Origin of the sequence: Arthrobacter sp. AG367, from assembly GCF_007828995.1 — a bacterium.
In the GTDB taxonomy this organism is placed as follows: Bacteria; Actinomycetota; Actinomycetes; order Actinomycetales; family Micrococcaceae; genus Arthrobacter.
On sequence record NZ_VIVE01000004.1, the window covers coordinates 240,006 to 258,827 of the forward strand.

The following is an 18,822-nucleotide window of genomic DNA, read 5'->3' on the forward strand; positions in this document are numbered from 1 at the left end:
GAATCAGTAACCCTCCAGGACTTCCCTGGCCTTCCCGTTTGCCGCCGCGCTGGTCAATTCCTCCGCCACGAGGTGCAGCTTGACGTTGGCGTGCTGGCTTCTGGCGGCCAGCACCCGGAACGCCGATTCGGCATCCACACTGTGCAGGGCCATGACAATGCCTTTCGCCTGCTCAATGACCGCCTTGTGCCCGAACGCACCCTCGATGGCCTCCGTCGCGGCATGCTGGGACTCGATGCGCAGGCTCTGGGTCACATCCACCATGAAGCCGCGGGCCAGCTCCACGCGCCCGGAAGGCGCGGCGACGGCCTGGATCGCAGAAAAGACGCGCCGCTCCCTGCCGCGGACGTCAATGATCCGGTGCAGCAGGGCACCCTGGCCACCGCCCTCAAGGAGGTCCGCCCACAGCGCGCGCACCGGTTCCCGGTCCCCCGGGTGCTTGTGGGCCATCAGCACGTCAAAAGTGGGCACCACCTCACCTGGCTGCAGCCCGTGAATGCCAAACATGCCCTCGGACCAGTTCATGCTTCCTGAGGCAACGTCCAGCTCAAAGGTCCCCGACGGACAGACGGCAGTAATCGGCAGCGGAAAGAGGTACGCATCCAACTTCGACCACATGCATTCCTCCAAAACTCACATACCCAGTGCGGGTTTTCTCGCACAACAATAGCTGAATCCGGCGGCCGCTGGTTGCCATATCCGCTGGCGCAGCAGGCGGATTCGGGGGGTCACAAAAGCCGCGCGGAGGAGTAGCGTTCGCCTTATGGGCGCTGATCCGCGCCCGCAGCCAAGGGGAGGTCAATTCATGGGTGAAGTGTGGATCCGCACGCTGGGCAACGGGCTGGTCCGGGCAGATCGAGTCACGGAGATTTCATCTACCCGCGGGTCCCTGCATGAGGACAGCGGGTATTCATTGAAAGTGATCGTGGACGGCAAGGGCCACGTGCTGATTGACGACGGCGGGCTGCAGGGGTCCCTGCCCGAACGGCTGGAATATGCCAGGCATATGGAAGACGCCCTGCTGCTGGCCATCGACGAGGCGCGCGAGAACGACGCGTCCATGGTGATCTCCTACGAGCCGGAGCGTGAACGCTGGTCCGCAGCACCAGTTTCAGTATTAACCGGACGGCTTCCCGAAGTCGTCTGACCCGCGGATGAAGCCTGCCCGGGCAACAGTGAGTGCCCGGGCAGGAGGACTTAGCTGTGCGTGGGTTCTTCCACGAGCGCGGTGGCGATGCTGGCCGCGTCCTCCAGTGCGGCCAGGAACCGCTCTGCGTCCAGGGCGGCGGCACAGCCGGTGCCGGCGGCGGTGATGGCCTGCCGGTAACGGTGGTCCACGGCGTCGCCGCAGGCAAAGACGCCCGGCAGGTTTGTGCACGTGGTGGGGGCGTCCACCTTGATGTAGCCTTCCTCGTCCAGGTGCACCTGGCCCGCCACCAGTTCGGTCCGCGGCAGGTGTCCGATGGCCACGAAGATGCCGGTGGCGTCCTGGTGCCGGGTCTCACCGGAACGGGTGTCTGTGAGGGTTACGCCGGTGACCTTGCCGTCGCCGTGGATGGCGGTAACTGCAGAGTTCCAGGCGAAGCGGATCTTGGGGTTGTCCTTGGCCCGCTGCGCCATGATGCGGGAGGCGCGCAGCTCGTTCTTGCGCACCACCACGGTCACGGTCTTGCCGAACCGGGTCAGGAAGGTGGCTTCCTCCATGGCGGAGTCGCCGCCGCCAACCACGATGATGTCCTGGTCACGGAAGAAGAACCCGTCGCAGGTGGCACACCAGGAAACACCGTGGCCGCTGAACTTTTTCTCCTCAGGCAGGCCGAGTTCCTTGTACGCCGAGCCGGTGGCCAGGATGACGGCCGTAGCCTCATAAGTCTCCCCGCCGCCGGTGACCACGCGCTTAACGGAACCTCTCAAGTCAACGGACGTGGCGTCGTCGTACTCAATGCGCGCGCCGAACTTTTCCGCCTGCTGCTGCAGCCCGTCCATCAGCTCAGGGCCCTGGATGCCGCCGGGGAAGCCCGGGAAGTTTTCCACTTCAGTGGTGTTCATCAGCGCGCCGCCGGCGGTGACGGAGCCGGCCAGGACCAGGGGGTTCAGGCCCGCGCGGGCGGCGTAGATGGCGGCGGTGTAGCCGGCGGGGCCGGAGCCGATGATGATCAGCTGTTCTTTGCTCATGGATTGTCCTTCGGTGGCGGTACTACTGGGCGTCCGCGTGCTGCGCGGGCAGGAGTTCGGTGATCAGTTGTTCAACGCGTGCCTTGATCTCATCACGGATTGGACGGACGGACTCAACGCCCTTGCCGGCCGGATCCTCCAGGACCCAGTCTTCGTAACGCTTGCCCGGGAAGAACGGGCACTCGTCACCGCAGCCCATGGTGATCACCACGTCCGATTCTTTCACTGCCTCGGTGGTGAGTACCTTGGGGACCTCTGCGGACATGTCGATGCCTGCCTCGGCCATGGCCTCCACCGCCGCCGGATTGACCTTGTCGGCCGGCTGGGAACCGGCGGAGCGCACCTCGACGGCTCCCCTGGACAAGGATGTGAGGAACGCTGCCGCCATCTGGGACCGGCCGGCGTTGTGGACGCAGACAAAGAGGACGGAAGGCTTTCCTGCGGGGTCGATGCTCATGGCACTCCTCAAACTGGTAGGAAACTACGTTCGGTGTAATAAAGCCCCCCCGTGTTGCGCAGGTCACATTTGTTGCCTAATCTAATTGAGGCTCATGCAAACGGGCCATGCAAGAAGCTGCAGCGTCGCAGCCAATGCCGGGGAAGGCTTTACAACTTGAACTCTAAGCTGAACATCGTAGTCCGGGTGGATCTGGACCACAGCAAGGCCAAGGTGATTGCAACGGGGCATATCACCATTCACAGCGTCAACGCCCTCTATGTAGTGGCAAAGCGTGCCAACTCCCTCAGGGGAGGCCTGGACCTGGAACTGGACGTTTCCAGCGCCTGGGTGGACGAGGAAGCACTGGAAATGCTCCGCGCCGCCTCTGAAACAAGGCACCTTCCAGCCAAAATCGATCCGGAACAGGCTCCCTGCACCATCAGCGTGCTGGCTGACCGCCGACATCCGCGTCACACGGCCGGCCGCCTGGCCGCATAAATTTCCCGGCCGCTCGCCGCGCCCATTTTTCGGGCCAGAGCAGGCCGACCACCGCTTCTCTTTCCGCTCCAACAGCCCGAAGTGCAGCTGCATCTGAACAAACGGATGGCTGCACTTCGGGATGGTGGGGCAGTTTTTGTTTTACCGGAGCTGGTCCTTGGCAACCAGGATGTCCTGAAGCTCCTCAACGGTGAGGCCGGCGGCCCTGCCCAGGTCCTCCTGCCCTGCACCCAGCCTCGCGGCGCTCTGGACTGCATGCTCAAACCGCTCCTGCGCCGCATCCAGCTCCCACTGGAGGCTCTCCACCCTTGCGGAAGCCAATTGGACGGCCTCCAGCGGATCACCGGCAGTGCCGCCGTCGACGATCCTGTAACCGCATGCGCAGGACCATTCCGCCGAGCCAAGCTCCAATGGTGCCCACCCCAGCGACGCTATCGGTACGGGGCCGGCCGCCATCGCTGCGCCGCAGTGAAAGGGTGCCTTGGGGACGCCAATCACAGAGGGTGCGGGCTGAAGCGGGAGTTCTTCGTAGTGCTCAACGCGGGTCGACTGCCCCGGCGCCTGAGGTTCAAGTACTGCAGTCATGCAATCCGCCGTCCAGTAGTTAACTAACAATGTAGCTAGTCTAACTAGGATTATCTCTTTGTCTACCGGCCGGTAATGCCGGGGCCGGAGTTGACGGCGTCCACTGCTTCCCGCATGCGCACCAGGAAGTGCATGACGGCCTTGATTTCTTCGGAAGACAACGATTCGGCGGCTTCCAGCATGCGCTTGTGCATCTGGTTCAGGTTGTGCCGGACTTCCTCGTCGGCGCCGGGAGTAGGCCGCAGGATGACGGCGCGGCGGTCCGAGGGGTGGGGCTCCCGGGTGACGTAGCCGCCGGACACCAGGCGGTCCACAAGACTGGTCATGGAGGCGGACGTGATGCACAGGCGGGCTGCAAGTTCCGTGGGTCGGATTCCCACGCCGGCAGCCTCTGCATCGATGAGGTGCCGCAGCGCCAGGAGGTCCGTCTCCCCCATTGCGGCGGACGATCGGGTGCGCCTTCTCATAGCGCTCTCCGAGGTCCGGAATTCGCGGAGCGCGTTGATGACATCAACAGCCCCGGGCTCGACGCCCTCGACGGGTGGGTACCAGTAGCCTTCGCTTGCACCATGCGGGTTCATGCGAATTCCTTCGATATCCTACTTGCTTGGCTGTCTAACAAACCCATGGTAGCCCACTTGTTCCCCCGCCACCTCCACAACGTTGAAAAGCAGCAGGCAAGTACCCGGGCGGGCGGCACGGGAAAAGTAGAGTACCGGCTACTCGTGCCGCACACCGTCCCGGCCCAATAGGTTTCTTCCAACCCGCGGCGCCACGGCCAAGGGGCGTGACGAGACGGGGGTGCAGGGTGGCGGTTGGCCCGGCAGACAATGTGGAGCCCGAACGGCAGGGGTTCCTGCTGGATTTGGTGACAGGGGCCGACGGCGATGCAGGGTCCCTGCAGAAGCTCACCGATGCTGCCGCCCGCTGGATCAGCACTTCCGCCGGAAGGGCACTGGAGTGCGCCGCCGTCCTGCACCGGCAGCGGTCCTGTTTTGCCACCGCCGGCAGCACTCCGGCCGCGGCCAGCGTGGCATCGGAGGACGAGCACGGGGACAGCCCCACCGCTCTTGGTTCGCCGCTGATGGCGCCGGCAGTGATCAACCAGGCCGGCGCCCGCTGGGAGGCGTACCGCAGGCGGCTGCTGGACAAAGGCTTCGGCTCAGCGCTTGCCGTTCCCCTGGAACTGCAGCCGGGCTCGGCTGGAGCCCTCGTGTTCCTGGGACCGGCAAACTACGTTTTCAACGCCAAGGTGATCAACGAGGCAGCCTGGTTTGGCGAGGTGGCATCGCACAGCCTGAAGCTGGCCCTCGACGTGCACGGCGTCATCCGCGCCGGGGACAACCTGAAACAGGTACTGGAGAGCCGGACCAGCATCGACGTGGCCTGCGGCGTGCTCATGGCGCAGAACCGCTGCTCATACACGGAGGCGTTCAGCAAGCTTGCCGGCACCTCGCGGCACCGGAACCTGAAGGTCCGCAGCGTTGCGGAGAACATCCTGAGGTCACTGCCCAGCGGCACGCCCGGAACACGGTTCGAGCCCCCGGCAATCGCGTAGGAACTGCGGCGAAAAGCCTAGTGCCGTGCCCGTGCCCTGATAAGGCCGGCCGCCACCAGCCCTGCACCTCCGAGTGAAGCCAGCATGCCGCCGAGAGCCACAAAGTAATCGGTAATGGTCATTGTCCTGCGCTCCTTCCGTACTGCCTGATGAGCCCAAGCTATGCGGCGAAACTCAGCATTTCCTGAAGGATCGCCAGCAGCTTTGGTCAAGATCCGGTAAAGGAAAACTGCGGCGATCCACATACTTTGGCCCGCGATCTTCTCTTTGTGGGGGCGTTCCGTATTATTCATGCATGTGGACAAAACAAAGCCAGAGCTTCTGCCCCACCTGCGGCAGGACCACCAATCACGTCACCCATTTCCAAAAGGACGACGCCGGGTCCCTGGTTGCGGACGTCCGCTGCGTTGAGTGCCCCGAGATTGCCGGGGCGGTCGCCTAGGTAGTTTCGTTCCCCGAAGACGGCGGTTGGCCTTCCCTGCCGGAGGCGTGCGGACGTACGACGGCGAAGACCGCCAGGGCCGCGGCCTGGACCACCGTGACGGTAACCGCAAGTGCAGGAACTGAGATCTCGTAGAGCAGGCCGATGACGAAACTGCCGGCCAGCCAGGCAAGGCCGTAGCAGGCAGTGAACATCCCGTAAGCACTCCCCCGCCGGGCCACCGGAGCGAGGCCCGCCACCCCGGCCCGCATGGTACTTTCCTGGACACCCATCGCTGCTCCCCACAGCAGCACCCCCGCCACCGCAAGCGCCGTGCTGTTGCTGAAGCCCAGCCACGGGACCGCGGCGGCCAGGACCGGAAGGGCCAGGAGAACCTTCAACCCCACCCGGTCAAAAAGCCAGCCGGAAACCAATGCCGCCACGGCATCCACTCCCATGGCCGCGGCGTAAAGCACCGGGACCAATGAGGGCGGCAGGAGTCCGGTGGCCACCAGATGGAACGACAGCAGGCCGAACGTGGCATAGCCGAACATGGTCAGGCTGCTGAAGGCTGCGTAGAGCCAGTACTGGCGCGGCATTGGGGCCGGCTTCCCAGCAATTGTGTCCTGGGCGGGAACGGGGCTGGCGGGAGCGGGGCTGGGTGGGGCTGGCGGCGCGGCGGAAGGCTCGTAGACACCGGGGTCGGGAACACGTCGCCTGAGGCGGAACAGAATCAGCATGGCAGCAAGCCCCGGAACAGCCAGGAGCAGGAACCCGGGACCGTAGCTGCCGGACAGCGCCAGGGCCGCCCCCACCAGCAGCGGCCCCACCAGCGCCCCCACCTGGTCCAGCGCCTCGTGCAGCGCGAACGCCTTGCCCTGCCCCATCGCTGAACCGGCCTCGGCCAGCATGGTGTCCTTCGCCGGGCTCCGCACCGCCTTGCCCAGCCTTTCCGCCAGGACCAGCAGGCAGGCTATCCACAGCGCATCGGTGATCCCCAGCAACGGCACGGACAGCGCGGTCAGGGCATAACCGCTGAGTGCGAGCGTCCATCGCAGCGCCGGCCGGTCGGCCAGCCGCCCGAACACCAGGCGGAGCACCAAGGCCACCGCTTCACCAGCCCCCGTGACCACGCTGACCAGGAGCGCGGACGCGCCCAGCGCACCCAGGTAAGGGCCGGTGACGCTCCGCGCCCCTTCGTAGACCATGTCCATCAGCGCACTGACCACCCCGAAGACCAGGATGAAGCGGATGGCAGTCATGGGCGCCGGAGGAGTTGTCCCGCCGGCGCTACCGCTGGTACGCATGCTCCCGGGCCTGCTTCACGCCCCGGCCGGACACAGCTCGGGTTGACACGGCCCGGGCTGACACGGGACGGCCGGGTCCGGCGCGACGGGACCGGGTGGGGTGAGGGTGTACACCTTCCGGACGCGTTACCGCCAGGATCACCCCGATGCCGGCCAGTGAGGAGACCATGGCCGATCCGCCATAGGAGATGAACGGCAGCGGCACGCCGATCACCGGCAGCAGTCCGCTGACCATGGCAATGTTGATCACGGCCTGTCCCAGGATCCAGGTGATCACGCTGCAGGCCACGATCCGCGAGAAGGTGTCCGTGGTGCGGGCAATGGTCTTGAACACCGCGATGGCCAGGATGGCGAACAGCCCCAGCACCAGCAGGGTTCCGGCCAGGCCGAGTTCTTCGCCGAGGATGGAGAAGATGAAGTCGTTGTGGGCTTCCGGGATCCAGTTCCATTTCTGCCGGCTCTGTCCCAGGCCCACGCCAAACCAGCCGCCGGAGGCCAGGGCGTACGCGCCGTGCTGCGCCTGGTAGCCCATTCCCTGTGCGTCCTCGTCGGATCCCATGCCCAGCCAGGATGAGATCCGCCCCATCCGGTTGCCGCTGGTGGCCGCGAGCAGCAGCGCTGCCACCGCGCAGACCAGCCCCGCAACCGAGAACACCTTCATCCGGACTCCGCCGTAGAACATGGTGGCGGCGAGGATCATCATGATGATCATGGTGGTGCCCAGGTCGTGCCCCAGCGCCACGATCAGCATGATCAGTCCCCCTGCGGGTGCCAACGGAATGACCGCATGCTTCCACTGCCCCAGGAGGGCCTGCTTGCGGTCCAGGATGGCGGCGGCCCAGACGATCAGCGAGAGCTTTGCGAACTCGGAGGGCTGCGCGGTGAAACCTCCCACGCTCAGCCAGTTCCGGTTGCCGTTGACGGACATTCCCAGCGGTGTGAACACCAGCACCAGGGCAACAAGGGAGCCGATCAGCAGCGGCCAACCCAGCCATCGGATACGCCGCACGGGCATCCGGGCCAGCACCAGCATGATCACCACGCCAGCCACGGTCCACATGGCCTGCTTCAGGGGCAGGTCGTACGGATTGTTTCCTGCCGCCACAGATTCCACGGACGACGCCGATGCCACCTCCACGAGTCCGATCGCCGAGAGCGTGAGGACCACCGCCAGGATCAGCGGCCGGAGGCGTCCCGGGGAGTCATCCACCAGCCACACCGCCACTTTGCCCAGCCCGCGCCGGGCAGGACGGCCCGCCACGCGCTGCTTTTGTCCTGTATTCATCTGTCCGTTCCTCAGCCTGCACAGCAGGGCTTCCCCCATGGCCGGGCCCATCTCCGGGGCGGGTACCCGCCGAGAAAAAAGAGTACGCCCTCTGCCGCCGCCAGGACCGGGACGGCGCGGCTGCAGGCTGCCGTTCTTGGGGAATTGCCAGCTTGGGCCTGTAGGGTAGCCGAAACCTGTCCCCTCCCGAAGGTCATTTTTTCGTGTTCGGTTCCAGAAAATCCCCCGGCCCGGATCAGGTTGGCTCCGCCCCCGGCGCCTACCCCGGCCAAGGCGAGCTGTACGCCGCCAGTTTGCGCCGCCGTCGGCCTGTACGCCGTGTCCCGCGCTGGCTCAAGGCCGTTACCGCCGTGGTGTCCGCGCTGCTCGTCGGTGCCGTGGCCTTCGGCGGCTACTGGGCGTGGCGCCTGCAGTCGAACATCACAACGTCTGAACTGACGGCGGGTGGAGAGCGGACCGAAGGGACCGTGAACGACAGCACGGACCGGATGCAGATCCTGGTCCTGGGCTCCGACACCCGGGACGGCAGCAACAGCCAGTACGGCAGCGCGGAGGACTCCTCCGGCTACGGCCAGTCCGACGTCATGATGCTGCTGGACATTTCCGCGGACAACAAGCACGTCAACGTGGTCAGCTTCCCGCGCGACCTGCTGGTGGACGTGCCGGCGTGCACGGACCCCAAAACCAAGCAGGCATATCCCGCCCGCCAGGACGTGATGATCAACAGCGCCATGGCACAGGCCGGCATCGGCTGCGCCGTGGACACCGTGAACAAACTGACCGGCCTGGAGGTGGACCACTTCATGATGGCCGACTTCAACGCGGTAAAGGAACTGTCCAATGCCGTGGGTGGCGTGGAGGTCTGCGTCAGCGATGCCGTGCACGATCCGGACAGCGGGCTGAACCTGCCTGCCGGAACGTCCCAGGTGCAGGGCGAACAGGCGCTGGCGTTCCTGCGGACCCGGCACGCTTTCGCCAACGGCGGGGACCTGGGGCGCATCCAGGCCCAGCAGGGCTTCCTGGCTTCGCTCAGCCGGAAGCTCAAGTCCGAGGGCACGCTGGGCAATCCGCAGAAGACCCTGACCATTGCCGACACCATCACCAGGAACCTGACCGTTGACTCGGGCCTGTCCTCCATCCCATCGCTACTGACCATCGCCAACCGGCTGAAGAACATCGACCCGGCCAACATCAACTTCATCACCACGCCCACGGTGCCGGCGCCGGCGGACCCCAACCGGCTGGCACTGAATGAGCCGACAGCCTCCAACTTCTTCGCCGCGCTCCGAAGCAGCCCGGACCTGAGCCAGCCCTCCTCCGCCTCCCCCACGGAGGCGCCCGCAACTCCCGCGGCACCCGCCTACGACAAGTCACTGCAGCCCATCTCCATTGCCAACGGCACCGGCGTGACGGGGCGGAGCAATGCCATTGCCGGGCTGCTCTCCGAGGCCGGTTTCACCAACCTGACCAAGCTGCAGGCCCAGGCGCAGGAGAAGACCATGGTCTACTACTCGGCCGGGTTCGAGGACGTGGCCGCGGACGTGGCAGCGCTGTTCGGCCTGCCCGCAGGCAACGTGCAGCAGGTGGCGAACATCCAGGGCGTGCAACTGTACGCGGGCACGGACTTTGCCGCCGGCACCAAACCCGCCGCACCGCCGTCGTCCGCCGACTCCTCAGGCGGCGTGGTGGCCCAGACGGGCAGCGACCAGACCTGCCAATCGGCCAACCCCCTGGGGTAGCAGGACTACAGGCCGGTCTACCGGCGCGGCGGCTCACACGGCATGGGGCTGAAGGCGCGCTTCCCCAGGAGGCTTCGTTCGCGGGTCCGGCATCGTTCGCCGGGCAGGCTTCGTTGGCGGGACTGGCTTCGTTCGCCGGGCAAGAACCCTGGCGGCCACTTTGGTGGTTCCCAGTCCTGGTGTTCGCTTGTGTAGTGGCGGCCGGTGGGCGAGGTCCAGCCGGGTGGTTCGTTCGTGCTGGCCGGGGTGGGTTTCCAGCCGGTGGTGTGCCGGAGCCTGTGGTGTTTCGGGCAGGGCTGTCCCAGGTTGCTGATTCCGGTGGTGCCGCCGTGGTGCCAGGCGAGAAGATGGTCGGCCTCCGTGTCCAGGGAGGTGTTGCTGCAGCCCGGGAACGGGCATTTCCCGTCCCGCATCCGCAGCCAGGCCCGCATCGCCTTGGGAACCCGGTAACTCTTCCGGCCAATCTCCAACGGCGCCCCGTCCCGCGGGTCCACCAACACCCGGTAGAACGAGCCCGCCCCGTCCGCGACCAGTCGCCGCGCCATCGACGCCGGCACCGGACCATACCCATCCAGCATCGCCGGCTCATCGGTCAAACCCATCAGCGCGAACACCGGAACCGTAACCAGCACCTCGGCGCGGACCGATGGCGAATGGTGGCCAGTTCCCGATGCGGCGCTGGTCCCGCTCCTGCTGGTGCTGCCGCCCCGGGTGTCGCCGCTGCCGAGGATCGCTGCGGCGAAACTGTCGGCCCGCAGCTGGGGCATGGTCCTGTCCTCGCCCGGCCCCTGCAAACCCCGTGCGGCAACGGTGAGCCGGTTCCAGCCAGCCTGGGCCTGGTCCGCGGGCAGGTACGCGCCCAGCCACGCCATCCCGTCCCGGTCCGGCCGGAACTCCACCCGCCGCTCCGCCACACCCCTGGCATGCCGCTTCTCCATCGATTCGGCGTGGTGGCGCTCCCGCCAGGTCCGCGCCTTGACCCGGAACCGGTGCGCCGGCAGCTCCCCAACCGGGCACCCCCTGGCCGGGGGAAGGGCGTCCGGGTCCGGTGTATCGGGTGGCAGGAAATGCGCCTCCAACGCCGCCGCCCCGGCCGCATCAAGGCTCGCCGTTTCGTCGGCCAGCACTATCGCGTGCTGCCATGACAGGGTCCCGGACTGCAACGCCTCCAAAGTCCGCGGCAAGCTGCTGGTCAGGGCGTGGGAGGTGGCCAGGAACGACGCCGCCGCCCGGGGACCCAACGCCAGCACGCACCCGATCTCCGCCGCGACCGCCATCTCCTGCGCCACCACCGGCACGTCCGGCCCCGCCACAGCATGCGCAGCCTCCGCGTACGCCACCGCAGCCTTCGCCTTCACCCCCGCAACCCGCGCCTCCACCTCCCGGGCCCCGGCAAGGATGTCCAGGCACCCATCCGCCAAACCGCACAACGGATCAGGAACCGAGAAAGGCTCAGCATCCAAAAACGCATCAGCATCCGCGAACGCCTCCAGACCCGCCCCATCCACCTCAGCCTGAAGCACAGCAAGGGCAGCACGGATCTCCTCGAACGCCCTCACCACCGCCACTTTCCCCATAAACCCATCATGACAAGGGGGTCTGACAATTGCCGGTGGGCCACCGAAAGTGAACCGCCCCTCCACTGCAGCGGCGGTTGTTCAAGCCGAAAACTTTGCGGGGGACTGGGATTACAGTTCATCTTCACCTGAATACAGTGATGGATGTACTCTAAAACCGTGCAAACCCTCCAGCCCATGCAGACCCTCACCCACGCCCCTGTGCTGGCCCGTTTTGGCTATGCGGTGTCGGACCCTACCCGCGCCCGAGTCCTGCTGGCACTTGCAGATGCCCCCTCCTATCCTTCCGACCTGGCGGACAACTTAGGGGTGTCCCGGCAGAGCATGTCCAATCACTTGACCTGTTTGCGCGGCTGCGGACTGGTGGTTGCGGTGCAGGACGGGCGGCGGAGCCGTTATGAACTGGCGGACGCCCGGATCGGCCACGCTATCAAGGACCTCATCAATGTTGTCCTCGCGGTTGACCCAGCCTGCTGCGCCCCGAATGGGGAGTGTTTCGCATGACCGCTGCGCTTAACTCCCCCACCGCGGAACGCCGCAGGGTGCTGAGCCGGCGAATCCGGCTTCTGGCGGGAGCAACCATCACCTACAACGTCATCGAGGCCGTCGTGTCCCTGTGGGCGGGCGGCGCGGCCGACTCCTCGGCGCTGATCGGCTTCGGCCTGGATTCGGTGATCGAAGTAGCCTCCGCACTGGCATTGTCCTGGCAGTTCTCCGCCAAGGACCCGGAGCGGCGTGAGCATCTGACCCTGCGGATCATCGCCATCTCATTCTTCGCCCTGGCCGCATTCGTGGCTGTGAATGCCATCCGCTCTTTGGCGGGTGCGGGAGAAGCCCAGCACTCAGTGCCCGGCATCGTGATCGCGGCGTTGAGCCTGGCCGTCATGCCGGTCCTGTCCTGGACCCAGCGCAGGGCTGGGCGGGAACTGGGATCACGCACAGCGGTGGCCGATTCCAAGCAGACGCTGCTATGCACCTACCTCTCCGCCGTGCTGCTGGTTGGCCTGGTCCTGAACAGCACCCTGGGCTGGTGGTGGGCAGACGCCGGCGCGGCGCTGGTGATCGCCGGCATTGCGGTGCGTGAAGGCGTCAACGCGTGGCGCGGGGACGCCTGCTGCGCCGTTCCCCACGTGGTGGCTGACGAAGCCGAAAACACTGCGTGCTGCCCGGACTGTTCCAGCGCCGCCAAACCGGAGTCCATGGGTATGCCCAGCATCCGAAAGGACTGACCTGCAGCTTCAGGCGTCGGTTGGTCAGGCGTCAGTTGATCAATTGGCCGGCAGGCTCGGGTTCCTGCGCTGGTTGCTTGGAAGCATTAGGCGCGGAAGGCGCTCGGCCCGGAGTCCCGGGAGTGGAACCTGCAGGCGTTGAACGGTCGACGGCGGGCTCCAGCCTTTTGTTCGCCCATCCCCGGAGCGGCCGCTCAACAAAGCGGAACGACGCGTACGCCAGCAATACCGTGAGGGCTGCGGTCAGTGCGATGCGGAGCGGCAGCGCCGGGATCAGGGGCATCAGCAGCAGGTAGACCGGCAGGTGCCAGAGGTACAGGCCGTAGGACAGATCGCGGCCGGGGCGGGCCAGCCAGGGGTGGCTGAGGATACGGGAAAGGAACCCGGCCGGCTGGAGCACCAGGGAACCGATCAGTACCGCGGACAACAACGCGAGCGCCGCGGGCCCCCACGTCCAAAACAGGTTGAACCAGTCGCCGGGGGTGTCCGGCTCCTTAAGCAGGAACAGCGCTGCCACCAGGGAGATGCCGGCCAGCGGTGCAGCCCAGCGGGCAGCGGACACCAGTGCGCGGTGCAGCCGGGAACCGTCCCGCACGGCCGTGAACATCAAGGCGAGCGCACAGCCGATCAGCAGTTCGTCCGCCCGGGTGTCCGGTCCGTTGTAGATGCGGTCCAGCGGCTCGCCCGCGTTCACCAGCAGGAACCGGTTCAGTACGAAGACGGCGGCCAGGGCGACGGTGGCCAAGGCTGAGGTACGGACCTTCCAGAAGCGGAGCATCAGCAGCAGGAGCAGCGGCCACACCAGGTAGAACTGCTCTTCCACGGCGAGGGTCCAGGTGGGGCCGAGGGTTTCACCCGCGATGGACTCGCCGAACATGCCAAAGTGCGCCAGGTTCATCACGTACGCGGCAGCGGGAAGGACGAACCCCGCCTGGCCGCCCCAGCCTGACGCCGGGAACAGAAGGCCGACGGCGACGATCACCGCGCAGAGTGCCAGGAGCGCCGGCCAAAGCCGGGCCAGGCGCTTGGCGTAGAAGACGCCCAGGTGGAGCCGGCCGGTGGCGATCCGTTCCTTCATGATCAGCAGCGTGATCACGAAGCCGCTCAGCGTGAAGAACACGTCAACACCGATGGATCCACCCGGCATGGAGTCCGTGGCGGTATGGAAAAAGAACACGCCCGCCACGGCGATGCTCCGGAGCCCATCCAGGGCATGCTTGCGCCCCGCGATCAGCCCCGTTTGGGGCGCCGACGGGCGTTCCGGTACTGACAAATTTCCGCTGCTGGACCTAAAAACCACTAAGCAAGCATATATAACGTTTCCATAACTGCGCTGTGCGCGGGCTTGGAGAAGGCTGGTATCGGTGCGCTGATCCCGCCCTTGTGGCTGATTCCTGCTGCTTCTACATTGAACAGATGGTGGACCAGGACATGGCGGACGACTTTGAAGGGATTGTGGATCTGATCGCCGGGACGGAGGACATCAAGTCGGTGCTGGATGGACTCACCGGCTTCGCGGCAGCCAGCATGACCAGCACTACCGGAGTGCCCATCGAATGCGCTGTCACCCTGCACCGGCGCAAGCGTACGGCCACCATCGGCGGCAGCAGCGGCAGGGCCGCGGTGCTTGACCGGATTGAACAAACGCTGGGAGACGGGCCCTGCGTGGAAGCGTTGGAAAGCGGAGTTCCCGTCCTGTTGGGAGACGTTTCGTCCGACCTGCGGTGGCCGGAATACCGGAGCGCCCTTTCTGCCGCGGGGGTTGCCAGTGCCCTTGGCATCCCCATGAAGATGAATGACGACGCCGGGGCAGTCCTGGATTTCTTCGCCCCCTCCACGGGGTGCTTCACTGAGCAGGCGGTGTCTGATGGGCTCCGGTTCGCCGAGATGGCGGGAAAGGCCCTGCGGCTCGCAGTCCGGATCGTGGCTGCGGAACAGCGGGCCGAGCACTTGAAGTCGGCCATGGACACCAGGACCGCCATCGACCTGGCCTGCGGCATCATTATGGCCCAGAACAACTGCAGCAGGGATGCCGCCTTCGGCCTTCTCAGCAACGCCTCCAGCACTCGAAACCAAAAGCTCAACGAACTCGCCGAAACGCTGGTGGACCGGTTCTCGGGCCCTGGAACAGCTGAGGCCCACTTCGACGACTGAGGCTTCACCCCACCCCTTCCCGCTTGGGGAGGGCCCTGTTAGCATGACGCGTGCCGACAACGAAGTCCCGCTCACAAAAGGAGTCCCCGTATGCCCACCCGGCTCAATCCCTATCTGAGCTTTCGAAACAATGCCCGTGAAGCCATGGAGTTCTACAAAGACGTCTTTGGCGGTGAACTGAACATCGGCACGTTCGCGGAATTCCAGGCCAGCCAGGATCCCTCCGAAGACCCGTTGGTCATGCACGCACAACTCGATACCCCAACGGGGCTGACCCTGATGGCGTCGGACACCCCGCAGCGGATGGACTACACGCCCGGAAACACGTTCAGCATCTCCCTCAGCGGCGGTGACGACGCGGAACTCAGGGGCTACTGGGAGAAGTTGTCCGAGGGCGGCACGGTGACAATGCCGTTGAACACAGCCATCTGGGGTGACACCTTTGGCATGTGCACCGACAAATTCGGTGTCCAGTGGCTGGTGAACATCGCCGGGCCGAAGCAGTAACTTGCGCTGAGAGGTCAGCCGCCGGCCCTGCCGCACCAAGTGTCCAGGGCCTCGGCAAGCCCGTCTGCTGAGCCCGCGCCCACCCAGGCGACGTACCCGTCCGGCCGCACCAGGACTGCGGCGGGCGCACCCACAGCACCCAGCACGGGAAGCTGCCAGCCGCCGTCGTACGTGGCCGGAACATCCCGCACCCTGCCGTTGGAAAGGCCCGCACCCAACTCCTGCCCGCTGAAGTCCAGCAGCAGGGGCCGCGCCTGGTGCAGCAGTTCGAAGACCCGGATGGGACCTTCGGCAGTGGTGACGTCCAGGTCCGGCATCCGGCGACCCAGGAGCGGATGGCCGGCGCCCAGGTCGTAGGCCACGTCGAGCCCTGTCACAAGCGCCGCGATGGGAACCCCGGCCCCCTCCACGCGGAGCACCTCGCCCAGCAGGTCGCGCAGCGCCTCCTGCCGGGGGTCTGATTTTTGGAAAAGCGACTGCGCCATGGTGTACTTCAGCGCCCGCTCCCCCGCCTGGTGGCGCTCCGCGTGGTAGGTGTCCAGCAGTTCCTCGCAGGTGAGGCCCCGCACCACCTGCCCCAGCTTCCACCCAAGGTTGACCGCGTCCTGCACGCCGAGGCCAATACCGAGCCCGCCTGTCGGTGAGTGGACATGCGCCGCGTCGCCGGCCAGCAGCACCCGGCCCTTCCGGTAGGTCTCCGCCTGGCGGGTGGCGTCGGTGAACCGTGACAGCCAGGTGGGACTGTGCACGCCGAAGTCGGTGCCGAACACGTCGGTCAGCGCCTGCCGCAGGTCCGCCAGGGTGGGCTCGGTGGTTGGACCGAGCGCAGCCTCGGTCACCACCACCCGGACCGTGCCGTCCCCCATCGGGTAGAGGCCGTGGATGCCGCGGGCGTCCACCTTTCCCTGCTGGACAGGCTCCCCCGCCACCTTCACCTCGGCAATCAGGCTGCTCCGGGTTGCGTCCGGGCCCGCCATGGTGATGCCCGCCGAACGCCGCACCGTGCTGCGGCCCCCGTCGGTGCCCACCACATACCGGGCCCGCAGCGATCCGCCCGCGCCAAGCTGAACGTCCACGCCGCCGTCGTCCGCCTCCACGCCGGTGACCTCTACACCGCGCCGGACCTGCACGCCCAGCTCCTCCACCCACTCAAGCAGCAGCCGCTCAATGTGGTTCTGGAACAGCGCCAGCGTGTATGGATGCCGGGTGGGCAGCCCGCCCAGGTCCAGCGGTGTGTTGCCGAACGTGGCCGCGTTAATCGTTTTGCCCTCGGCAAGGAACCTGTCCACGATGCCGCGCTGGTCCAGCAGTTCAAGGGTGCGGGAATGGATTCCGCCCCCGCGGGAGCCCGCCAACTCCTGGGACTCCCGCCGTTCAAGGACAACGGCGTCCACCCCCGCCAGCCGCAGCTCGCCCGCCAGCATCAACCCCGTGGGCCCACTCCCCACAATCACCACGTCATGCATGCCGTCCCCCTCAATCCACGAATAGTCGACCGCCAGTATGCGGCACCCCCGGGGCCTTGCGGCAAGGCCCCCGCGGCGGGGTACCTTGGAAATGGAAGGGGATTCCCGCGCTGCTGTCGATTTTCGCTTCCGGTGCTCGTCGTATGGGTAGGGGCTCCACTGAAGGGCTCCGGCCAACAGCGAAGGGAGCACGACATGTCCAAGTATTTGATCCTGATTTTCCAGGATGAGGCGGTAGCGCGGCAGGCCGAAGGCGAGTCGATCAGCGCCAGCTACCAGGAGTTTATGCAGCGGCGCGGTTCCAACCTGATCAACGGGGCCGCCCTGCAGCCATCCTCGACTGTGACGTCCGTCCGGCGTGATGGGTCGGGCGGGTTCCTGGTCTCGGATGGTCCGTTCGCGGAGTCGAAGGAAACCCTGGGCGGCTATTACCTGGTGGAGGCAGCCGACCTGGATGAAGCCCTCGAAATCGCCAAGGAGGTACCCGCCGGGGTTGGAGTCGAGGTCTGGCCCGTTCGGGTGGTCAGCTGATGCCGCACGCCGCCAGCTCCGAGGTCGCCGCGGCGGTGGCCGACGCCCACCGGCGCGAATGGGGGTTCGTGCTGGCGGCCACGGTGCGTGTTGCCGGGGATATCGACGCCGCCGAAGAGGCGGTCCAGGACGCGTATGCCAGTGCTTTGTCCACGTGGGGCGTGAACGGAATCCCCAGGAATCCGGGGGCCTGGCTTACGGTTACGGCACGACGGCGGGCCCTGGACATGCGGCGCCGCGTGGCCACCCTCCAGCGGGCCCTGCCCAAGCTGCTGGAACCTGAGGAGTATGGCGGCGACGCGCCGGACGCTGATGACATCCCGGACGACCGGCTCCGGCTGATTTTCACCTGCTGCCATCCCGCCCTGGCGCTCGAAGCCCAGGTGGCGCTGACGCTGCGGCTGCTGTGCGGACTGTCCACCGCCGATGTGGCGCGCGCGTTCCTGGTCCCGGAAGCCACCATGGCGGCACGGATCACCCGCGCGAAAAAGAAGATTGCCGCCGCCGGCATCCCCTACCGGGTACCGCCGGTGTCTGAGCTGCACGAACGCGTGGACGGCGTGCTGTCGGTGGTGTACCTGGTGTACACGACGGGGCACACCTCCCCGTCAGGTTCGGACCTGATGCGCCGCGACCTTGCCGAACGCGGTTTGGAGCTGGCCAGGACACTGCGGGTCCTGCTACCCGCTGACCCCGATGTTGCCGGCCTGCTGGCCCTGGTCCTGCTTACGGACGCCCGCAGGGACGCCCGGGTAGACAAGCACGACGACCAGGTTCTGCTCGAGGACCAGGACCGGTCGAAATGGGACCGGCGTGCCATCGCGGAAGGTGTTGGGCTGTTGCGGGAGGCCTTGGTTTCGCGGCCTCCGGGCAGGTTCGCCCTGATGGCCGCGATTGCAGCTGTGCACGATGAAAGCGGATCCTGGTCCGACACCGACTGGCAGGAGATCCTGGTCCTGTATGACCTGCTGATGGAAAGGTGGCCGTCCCCGGTGGTCCAGCTCAACAGGGCCATCGCGCTGGGCTTCGCCGTGGGTTATGCGGAAGGCCTGGCGGAGCTGGATGCGCTCGGTGCCGAGCCGCAGCTCGCCCGGTACCCGTATCTTGCCGCGGCGCGGGCCGACTTCCTGGCCCGGCTTGGGCACCCGGAGGAGGCGCGGGTGGCGTTCCAGGAAGCCCTGATCCTCACCGGCAATGAGGCGGAGCGGCGTGCCCTCCGGGCCCGCCTGGGTCAACTCGTGGAGTAGCCATCGCCGGTTCCTGTCCTGTTCCGGGAAAAGGGAAAGCCCCTCCTAGGAGGGGCTTTCAACGTAGTGGTCATTTGTCTGTAGGTAACGGTCAGTGGTGATGC

General features: G+C 66.3%; 21 protein-coding genes. 11 read left to right on the forward strand and 10 right to left on the reverse strand.

Translation table 11 applies throughout. The annotated features are described in order from the left end of the window. Positions 1-3: 3 nt before the first annotated feature. Entirely contained in the window at positions 4-525 is a 522-nt protein-coding gene (locus tag FB478_RS13535; RefSeq protein WP_235509853.1) for a PAS and ANTAR domain-containing protein, read from the reverse strand. Positions 526-805: 280 nt separating this feature from the next. Between FB478_RS13535 and FB478_RS13540 the strand changes: the two genes are divergently transcribed. Beyond that, entirely contained in the window at positions 806-1,147 is a 342-nt protein-coding gene (locus tag FB478_RS13540; RefSeq protein WP_018768657.1) for a hypothetical protein, read from the forward strand. Between the two features lie 50 nt (positions 1,148-1,197). On the opposite strand, the gene trxB is transcribed toward FB478_RS13540, so the two are convergent. Together trxB and FB478_RS13550 are read right to left on the reverse strand one after the other, a co-directional pair. Further along, entirely contained in the window at positions 1,198-2,175 is a 978-nt protein-coding gene (trxB, locus tag FB478_RS13545; RefSeq protein WP_056392955.1) for a thioredoxin-disulfide reductase, read from the reverse strand. 22 nt (positions 2,176-2,197) lie between these two features. Further along, entirely contained in the window at positions 2,198-2,632 is a 435-nt protein-coding gene (locus FB478_RS13550) for an arsenate reductase ArsC (RefSeq protein ID WP_056392953.1), read from the reverse strand. Between the two features lie 156 nt (positions 2,633-2,788). On the opposite strand from FB478_RS13550, the gene FB478_RS13555 reads away from it, so the two are divergent. Beyond that, complete coding sequence (locus tag FB478_RS13555; RefSeq protein ID WP_018768660.1) at positions 2,789-3,112, forward strand: hypothetical protein; 324 nt, start codon at positions 2,789-2,791, stop codon at positions 3,110-3,112. A 141-nt stretch (positions 3,113-3,253) separates the two neighbouring features. Here FB478_RS13555 and FB478_RS13560 read toward each other — a convergent pair whose 3' ends face one another. Both FB478_RS13560 and FB478_RS13565 read right to left on the reverse strand, forming a co-directional pair. After that, complete coding sequence (locus FB478_RS13560; protein WP_235509852.1) at positions 3,254-3,697, reverse strand: hypothetical protein; 444 nt, start codon at positions 3,695-3,697, stop codon at positions 3,254-3,256. Between the two features lie 62 nt (positions 3,698-3,759). Continuing rightward, the gene (locus FB478_RS13565) at positions 3,760-4,278 is read right to left on the reverse strand and encodes a MarR family winged helix-turn-helix transcriptional regulator (RefSeq protein WP_056392951.1); all 519 of its coding nucleotides are present in this window, start codon (positions 4,276-4,278) and stop codon (positions 3,760-3,762) included. A 227-nt stretch (positions 4,279-4,505) separates the two neighbouring features. Between FB478_RS13565 and FB478_RS13570 the strand changes: the two genes are divergently transcribed. Next, the gene (locus FB478_RS13570) at positions 4,506-5,255 is read left to right on the forward strand and encodes an ANTAR domain-containing protein (protein WP_018768663.1); all 750 of its coding nucleotides are present in this window, start codon (positions 4,506-4,508) and stop codon (positions 5,253-5,255) included. A 295-nt stretch (positions 5,256-5,550) separates the two neighbouring features. Continuing rightward, on the forward strand, positions 5,551-5,697 hold the full coding sequence (locus FB478_RS21135; RefSeq protein ID WP_155845532.1) for a hypothetical protein: 147 nt from the start codon (positions 5,551-5,553) through the stop codon (positions 5,695-5,697). Here the strand turns inward: FB478_RS21135 and FB478_RS13575 are convergent. Both FB478_RS13575 and ftsW read right to left on the reverse strand, forming a co-directional pair. After that, on the reverse strand, positions 5,694-6,983 hold the full coding sequence (locus FB478_RS13575; protein WP_235509851.1) for an MFS transporter: 1,290 nt from the start codon (positions 6,981-6,983) through the stop codon (positions 5,694-5,696). The genes FB478_RS21135 and FB478_RS13575 overlap by 4 nt on opposite strands. Next, positions 6,967-8,268, reverse strand: a complete 1,302-nt coding sequence (gene ftsW, locus FB478_RS13580; RefSeq protein WP_235509850.1) for a putative lipid II flippase FtsW — start codon at positions 8,266-8,268, stop codon at positions 6,967-6,969. The genes FB478_RS13575 and ftsW overlap by 17 nt, the downstream gene beginning before the upstream one ends. 203 nt (positions 8,269-8,471) lie before the next feature. Here ftsW and FB478_RS13585 point away from each other — a divergent pair, with 203 nt between their 5' ends. Further along, positions 8,472-10,007: an LCP family protein gene (locus tag FB478_RS13585; RefSeq protein ID WP_056392945.1), complete on the forward strand. Its 1,536-nt coding sequence runs from the start codon at positions 8,472-8,474 to the stop codon at positions 10,005-10,007. Positions 10,008-10,024: 17 nt separating this feature from the next. Here the strand turns inward: FB478_RS13585 and FB478_RS13590 are convergent, their stop codons facing one another. Continuing rightward, positions 10,025-11,584, reverse strand: coding sequence for an HNH endonuclease signature motif containing protein (locus FB478_RS13590; protein ID WP_056392943.1), 1,560 nt, complete (start codon positions 11,582-11,584; stop codon positions 10,025-10,027). A 177-nt stretch (positions 11,585-11,761) separates the two neighbouring features. Between FB478_RS13590 and FB478_RS13595 the strand changes: the two genes are divergently transcribed. Beyond that, complete coding sequence (locus FB478_RS13595; RefSeq protein ID WP_144600866.1) at positions 11,762-12,088, forward strand: helix-turn-helix transcriptional regulator; 327 nt, start codon at positions 11,762-11,764, stop codon at positions 12,086-12,088. Further along, positions 12,085-12,813, forward strand: coding sequence for a cation diffusion facilitator family transporter (locus FB478_RS13600; RefSeq protein WP_018768670.1), 729 nt, complete (start codon positions 12,085-12,087; stop codon positions 12,811-12,813). The genes FB478_RS13595 and FB478_RS13600 overlap by 4 nt, the downstream gene beginning before the upstream one ends. A 31-nt stretch (positions 12,814-12,844) precedes the next feature. Here the strand turns inward: FB478_RS13600 and FB478_RS13605 are convergent, their stop codons facing one another. Next, complete coding sequence (locus FB478_RS13605; protein ID WP_018768671.1) at positions 12,845-14,086, reverse strand: acyltransferase; 1,242 nt, start codon at positions 14,084-14,086, stop codon at positions 12,845-12,847. 143 nt (positions 14,087-14,229) lie between these two features. On the opposite strand from FB478_RS13605, the gene FB478_RS13610 reads away from it, so the two are divergent. Then, positions 14,230-14,967 carry a GAF and ANTAR domain-containing protein gene (locus tag FB478_RS13610; RefSeq protein WP_261377404.1) on the forward strand — a complete coding sequence of 246 codons (738 nt, stop codon included), beginning with the start codon at positions 14,230-14,232 and terminating at the stop codon, positions 14,965-14,967. Between the two features lie 90 nt (positions 14,968-15,057). Continuing rightward, the gene (locus tag FB478_RS13615) at positions 15,058-15,474 is read left to right on the forward strand and encodes a VOC family protein (RefSeq protein ID WP_144600868.1); all 417 of its coding nucleotides are present in this window, start codon (positions 15,058-15,060) and stop codon (positions 15,472-15,474) included. A 14-nt stretch (positions 15,475-15,488) separates the two neighbouring features. Here the strand turns inward: FB478_RS13615 and FB478_RS13620 are convergent, their stop codons facing one another. Beyond that, positions 15,489-16,940 carry an FAD-dependent monooxygenase gene (locus FB478_RS13620; protein ID WP_144600869.1) on the reverse strand — a complete coding sequence of 484 codons (1,452 nt, stop codon included), beginning with the start codon at positions 16,938-16,940 and terminating at the stop codon, positions 15,489-15,491. A 195-nt stretch (positions 16,941-17,135) separates the two neighbouring features. Between FB478_RS13620 and FB478_RS13625 the strand changes: the two genes are divergently transcribed. Both FB478_RS13625 and FB478_RS13630 read left to right on the forward strand, forming a co-directional pair. After that, complete coding sequence (locus tag FB478_RS13625; protein ID WP_018768675.1) at positions 17,136-17,471, forward strand: YciI family protein; 336 nt, start codon at positions 17,136-17,138, stop codon at positions 17,469-17,471. Then, positions 17,471-18,718: an RNA polymerase sigma factor gene (locus tag FB478_RS13630; protein WP_144600870.1), complete on the forward strand. Its 1,248-nt coding sequence runs from the start codon at positions 17,471-17,473 to the stop codon at positions 18,716-18,718. The genes FB478_RS13625 and FB478_RS13630 overlap by 1 nt, the downstream gene beginning before the upstream one ends. Positions 18,719-18,822 lie beyond the last annotated feature (104 nt).

What these genes read in the sequence shown, in the direction of transcription:
- FB478_RS13560 (WP_235509852.1), bottom strand. Translation starts at nt 3,697, where the DNA reads ATGACTGCAGTACTTGAACCTCAGGCGCCGGGGCAGTCGACCCGCGTT.
- FB478_RS13625 (WP_018768675.1), top strand. Translation starts at nt 17,136, where the DNA reads ATGTCCAAGTATTTGATCCTGATTTTCCAGGATGAGGCGGTAGCGCGG.
- FB478_RS13535 (WP_235509853.1), bottom strand. Translation starts at nt 525, where the DNA reads ATGAACTGGTCCGAGGGCATGTTTGGCATTCACGGGCTGCAGCCAGGT.
- FB478_RS13590 (WP_056392943.1), bottom strand. Translation starts at nt 11,584, where the DNA reads ATGGGGAAAGTGGCGGTGGTGAGGGCGTTCGAGGAGATCCGTGCTGCC.
- FB478_RS13550 (WP_056392953.1), bottom strand. Translation starts at nt 2,632, where the DNA reads ATGAGCATCGACCCCGCAGGAAAGCCTTCCGTCCTCTTTGTCTGCGTC.
- FB478_RS13610 (WP_261377404.1), top strand. Translation starts at nt 14,230, where the DNA reads ATGGTGGACCAGGACATGGCGGACGACTTTGAAGGGATTGTGGATCTG.
- ftsW (WP_235509850.1), bottom strand. Translation starts at nt 8,268, where the DNA reads ATGAATACAGGACAAAAGCAGCGCGTGGCGGGCCGTCCTGCCCGGCGC.
- FB478_RS13595 (WP_144600866.1), top strand. Translation starts at nt 11,762, where the DNA reads ATGCAGACCCTCACCCACGCCCCTGTGCTGGCCCGTTTTGGCTATGCG.
- FB478_RS13600 (WP_018768670.1), top strand. Translation starts at nt 12,085, where the DNA reads ATGACCGCTGCGCTTAACTCCCCCACCGCGGAACGCCGCAGGGTGCTG.
- FB478_RS21135 (WP_155845532.1), top strand. Translation starts at nt 5,551, where the DNA reads ATGTGGACAAAACAAAGCCAGAGCTTCTGCCCCACCTGCGGCAGGACC.
- FB478_RS13615 (WP_144600868.1), top strand. Translation starts at nt 15,058, where the DNA reads ATGCCCACCCGGCTCAATCCCTATCTGAGCTTTCGAAACAATGCCCGT.
- FB478_RS13620 (WP_144600869.1), bottom strand. Translation starts at nt 16,940, where the DNA reads ATGCATGACGTGGTGATTGTGGGGAGTGGGCCCACGGGGTTGATGCTG.
- trxB (WP_056392955.1), bottom strand. Translation starts at nt 2,175, where the DNA reads ATGAGCAAAGAACAGCTGATCATCATCGGCTCCGGCCCCGCCGGCTAC.
- FB478_RS13575 (WP_235509851.1), bottom strand. Translation starts at nt 6,983, where the DNA reads ATGCGTACCAGCGGTAGCGCCGGCGGGACAACTCCTCCGGCGCCCATG.
- FB478_RS13630 (WP_144600870.1), top strand. Translation starts at nt 17,471, where the DNA reads ATGCCGCACGCCGCCAGCTCCGAGGTCGCCGCGGCGGTGGCCGACGCC.
- FB478_RS13540 (WP_018768657.1), top strand. Translation starts at nt 806, where the DNA reads ATGGGTGAAGTGTGGATCCGCACGCTGGGCAACGGGCTGGTCCGGGCA.
- FB478_RS13565 (WP_056392951.1), bottom strand. Translation starts at nt 4,278, where the DNA reads ATGAACCCGCATGGTGCAAGCGAAGGCTACTGGTACCCACCCGTCGAG.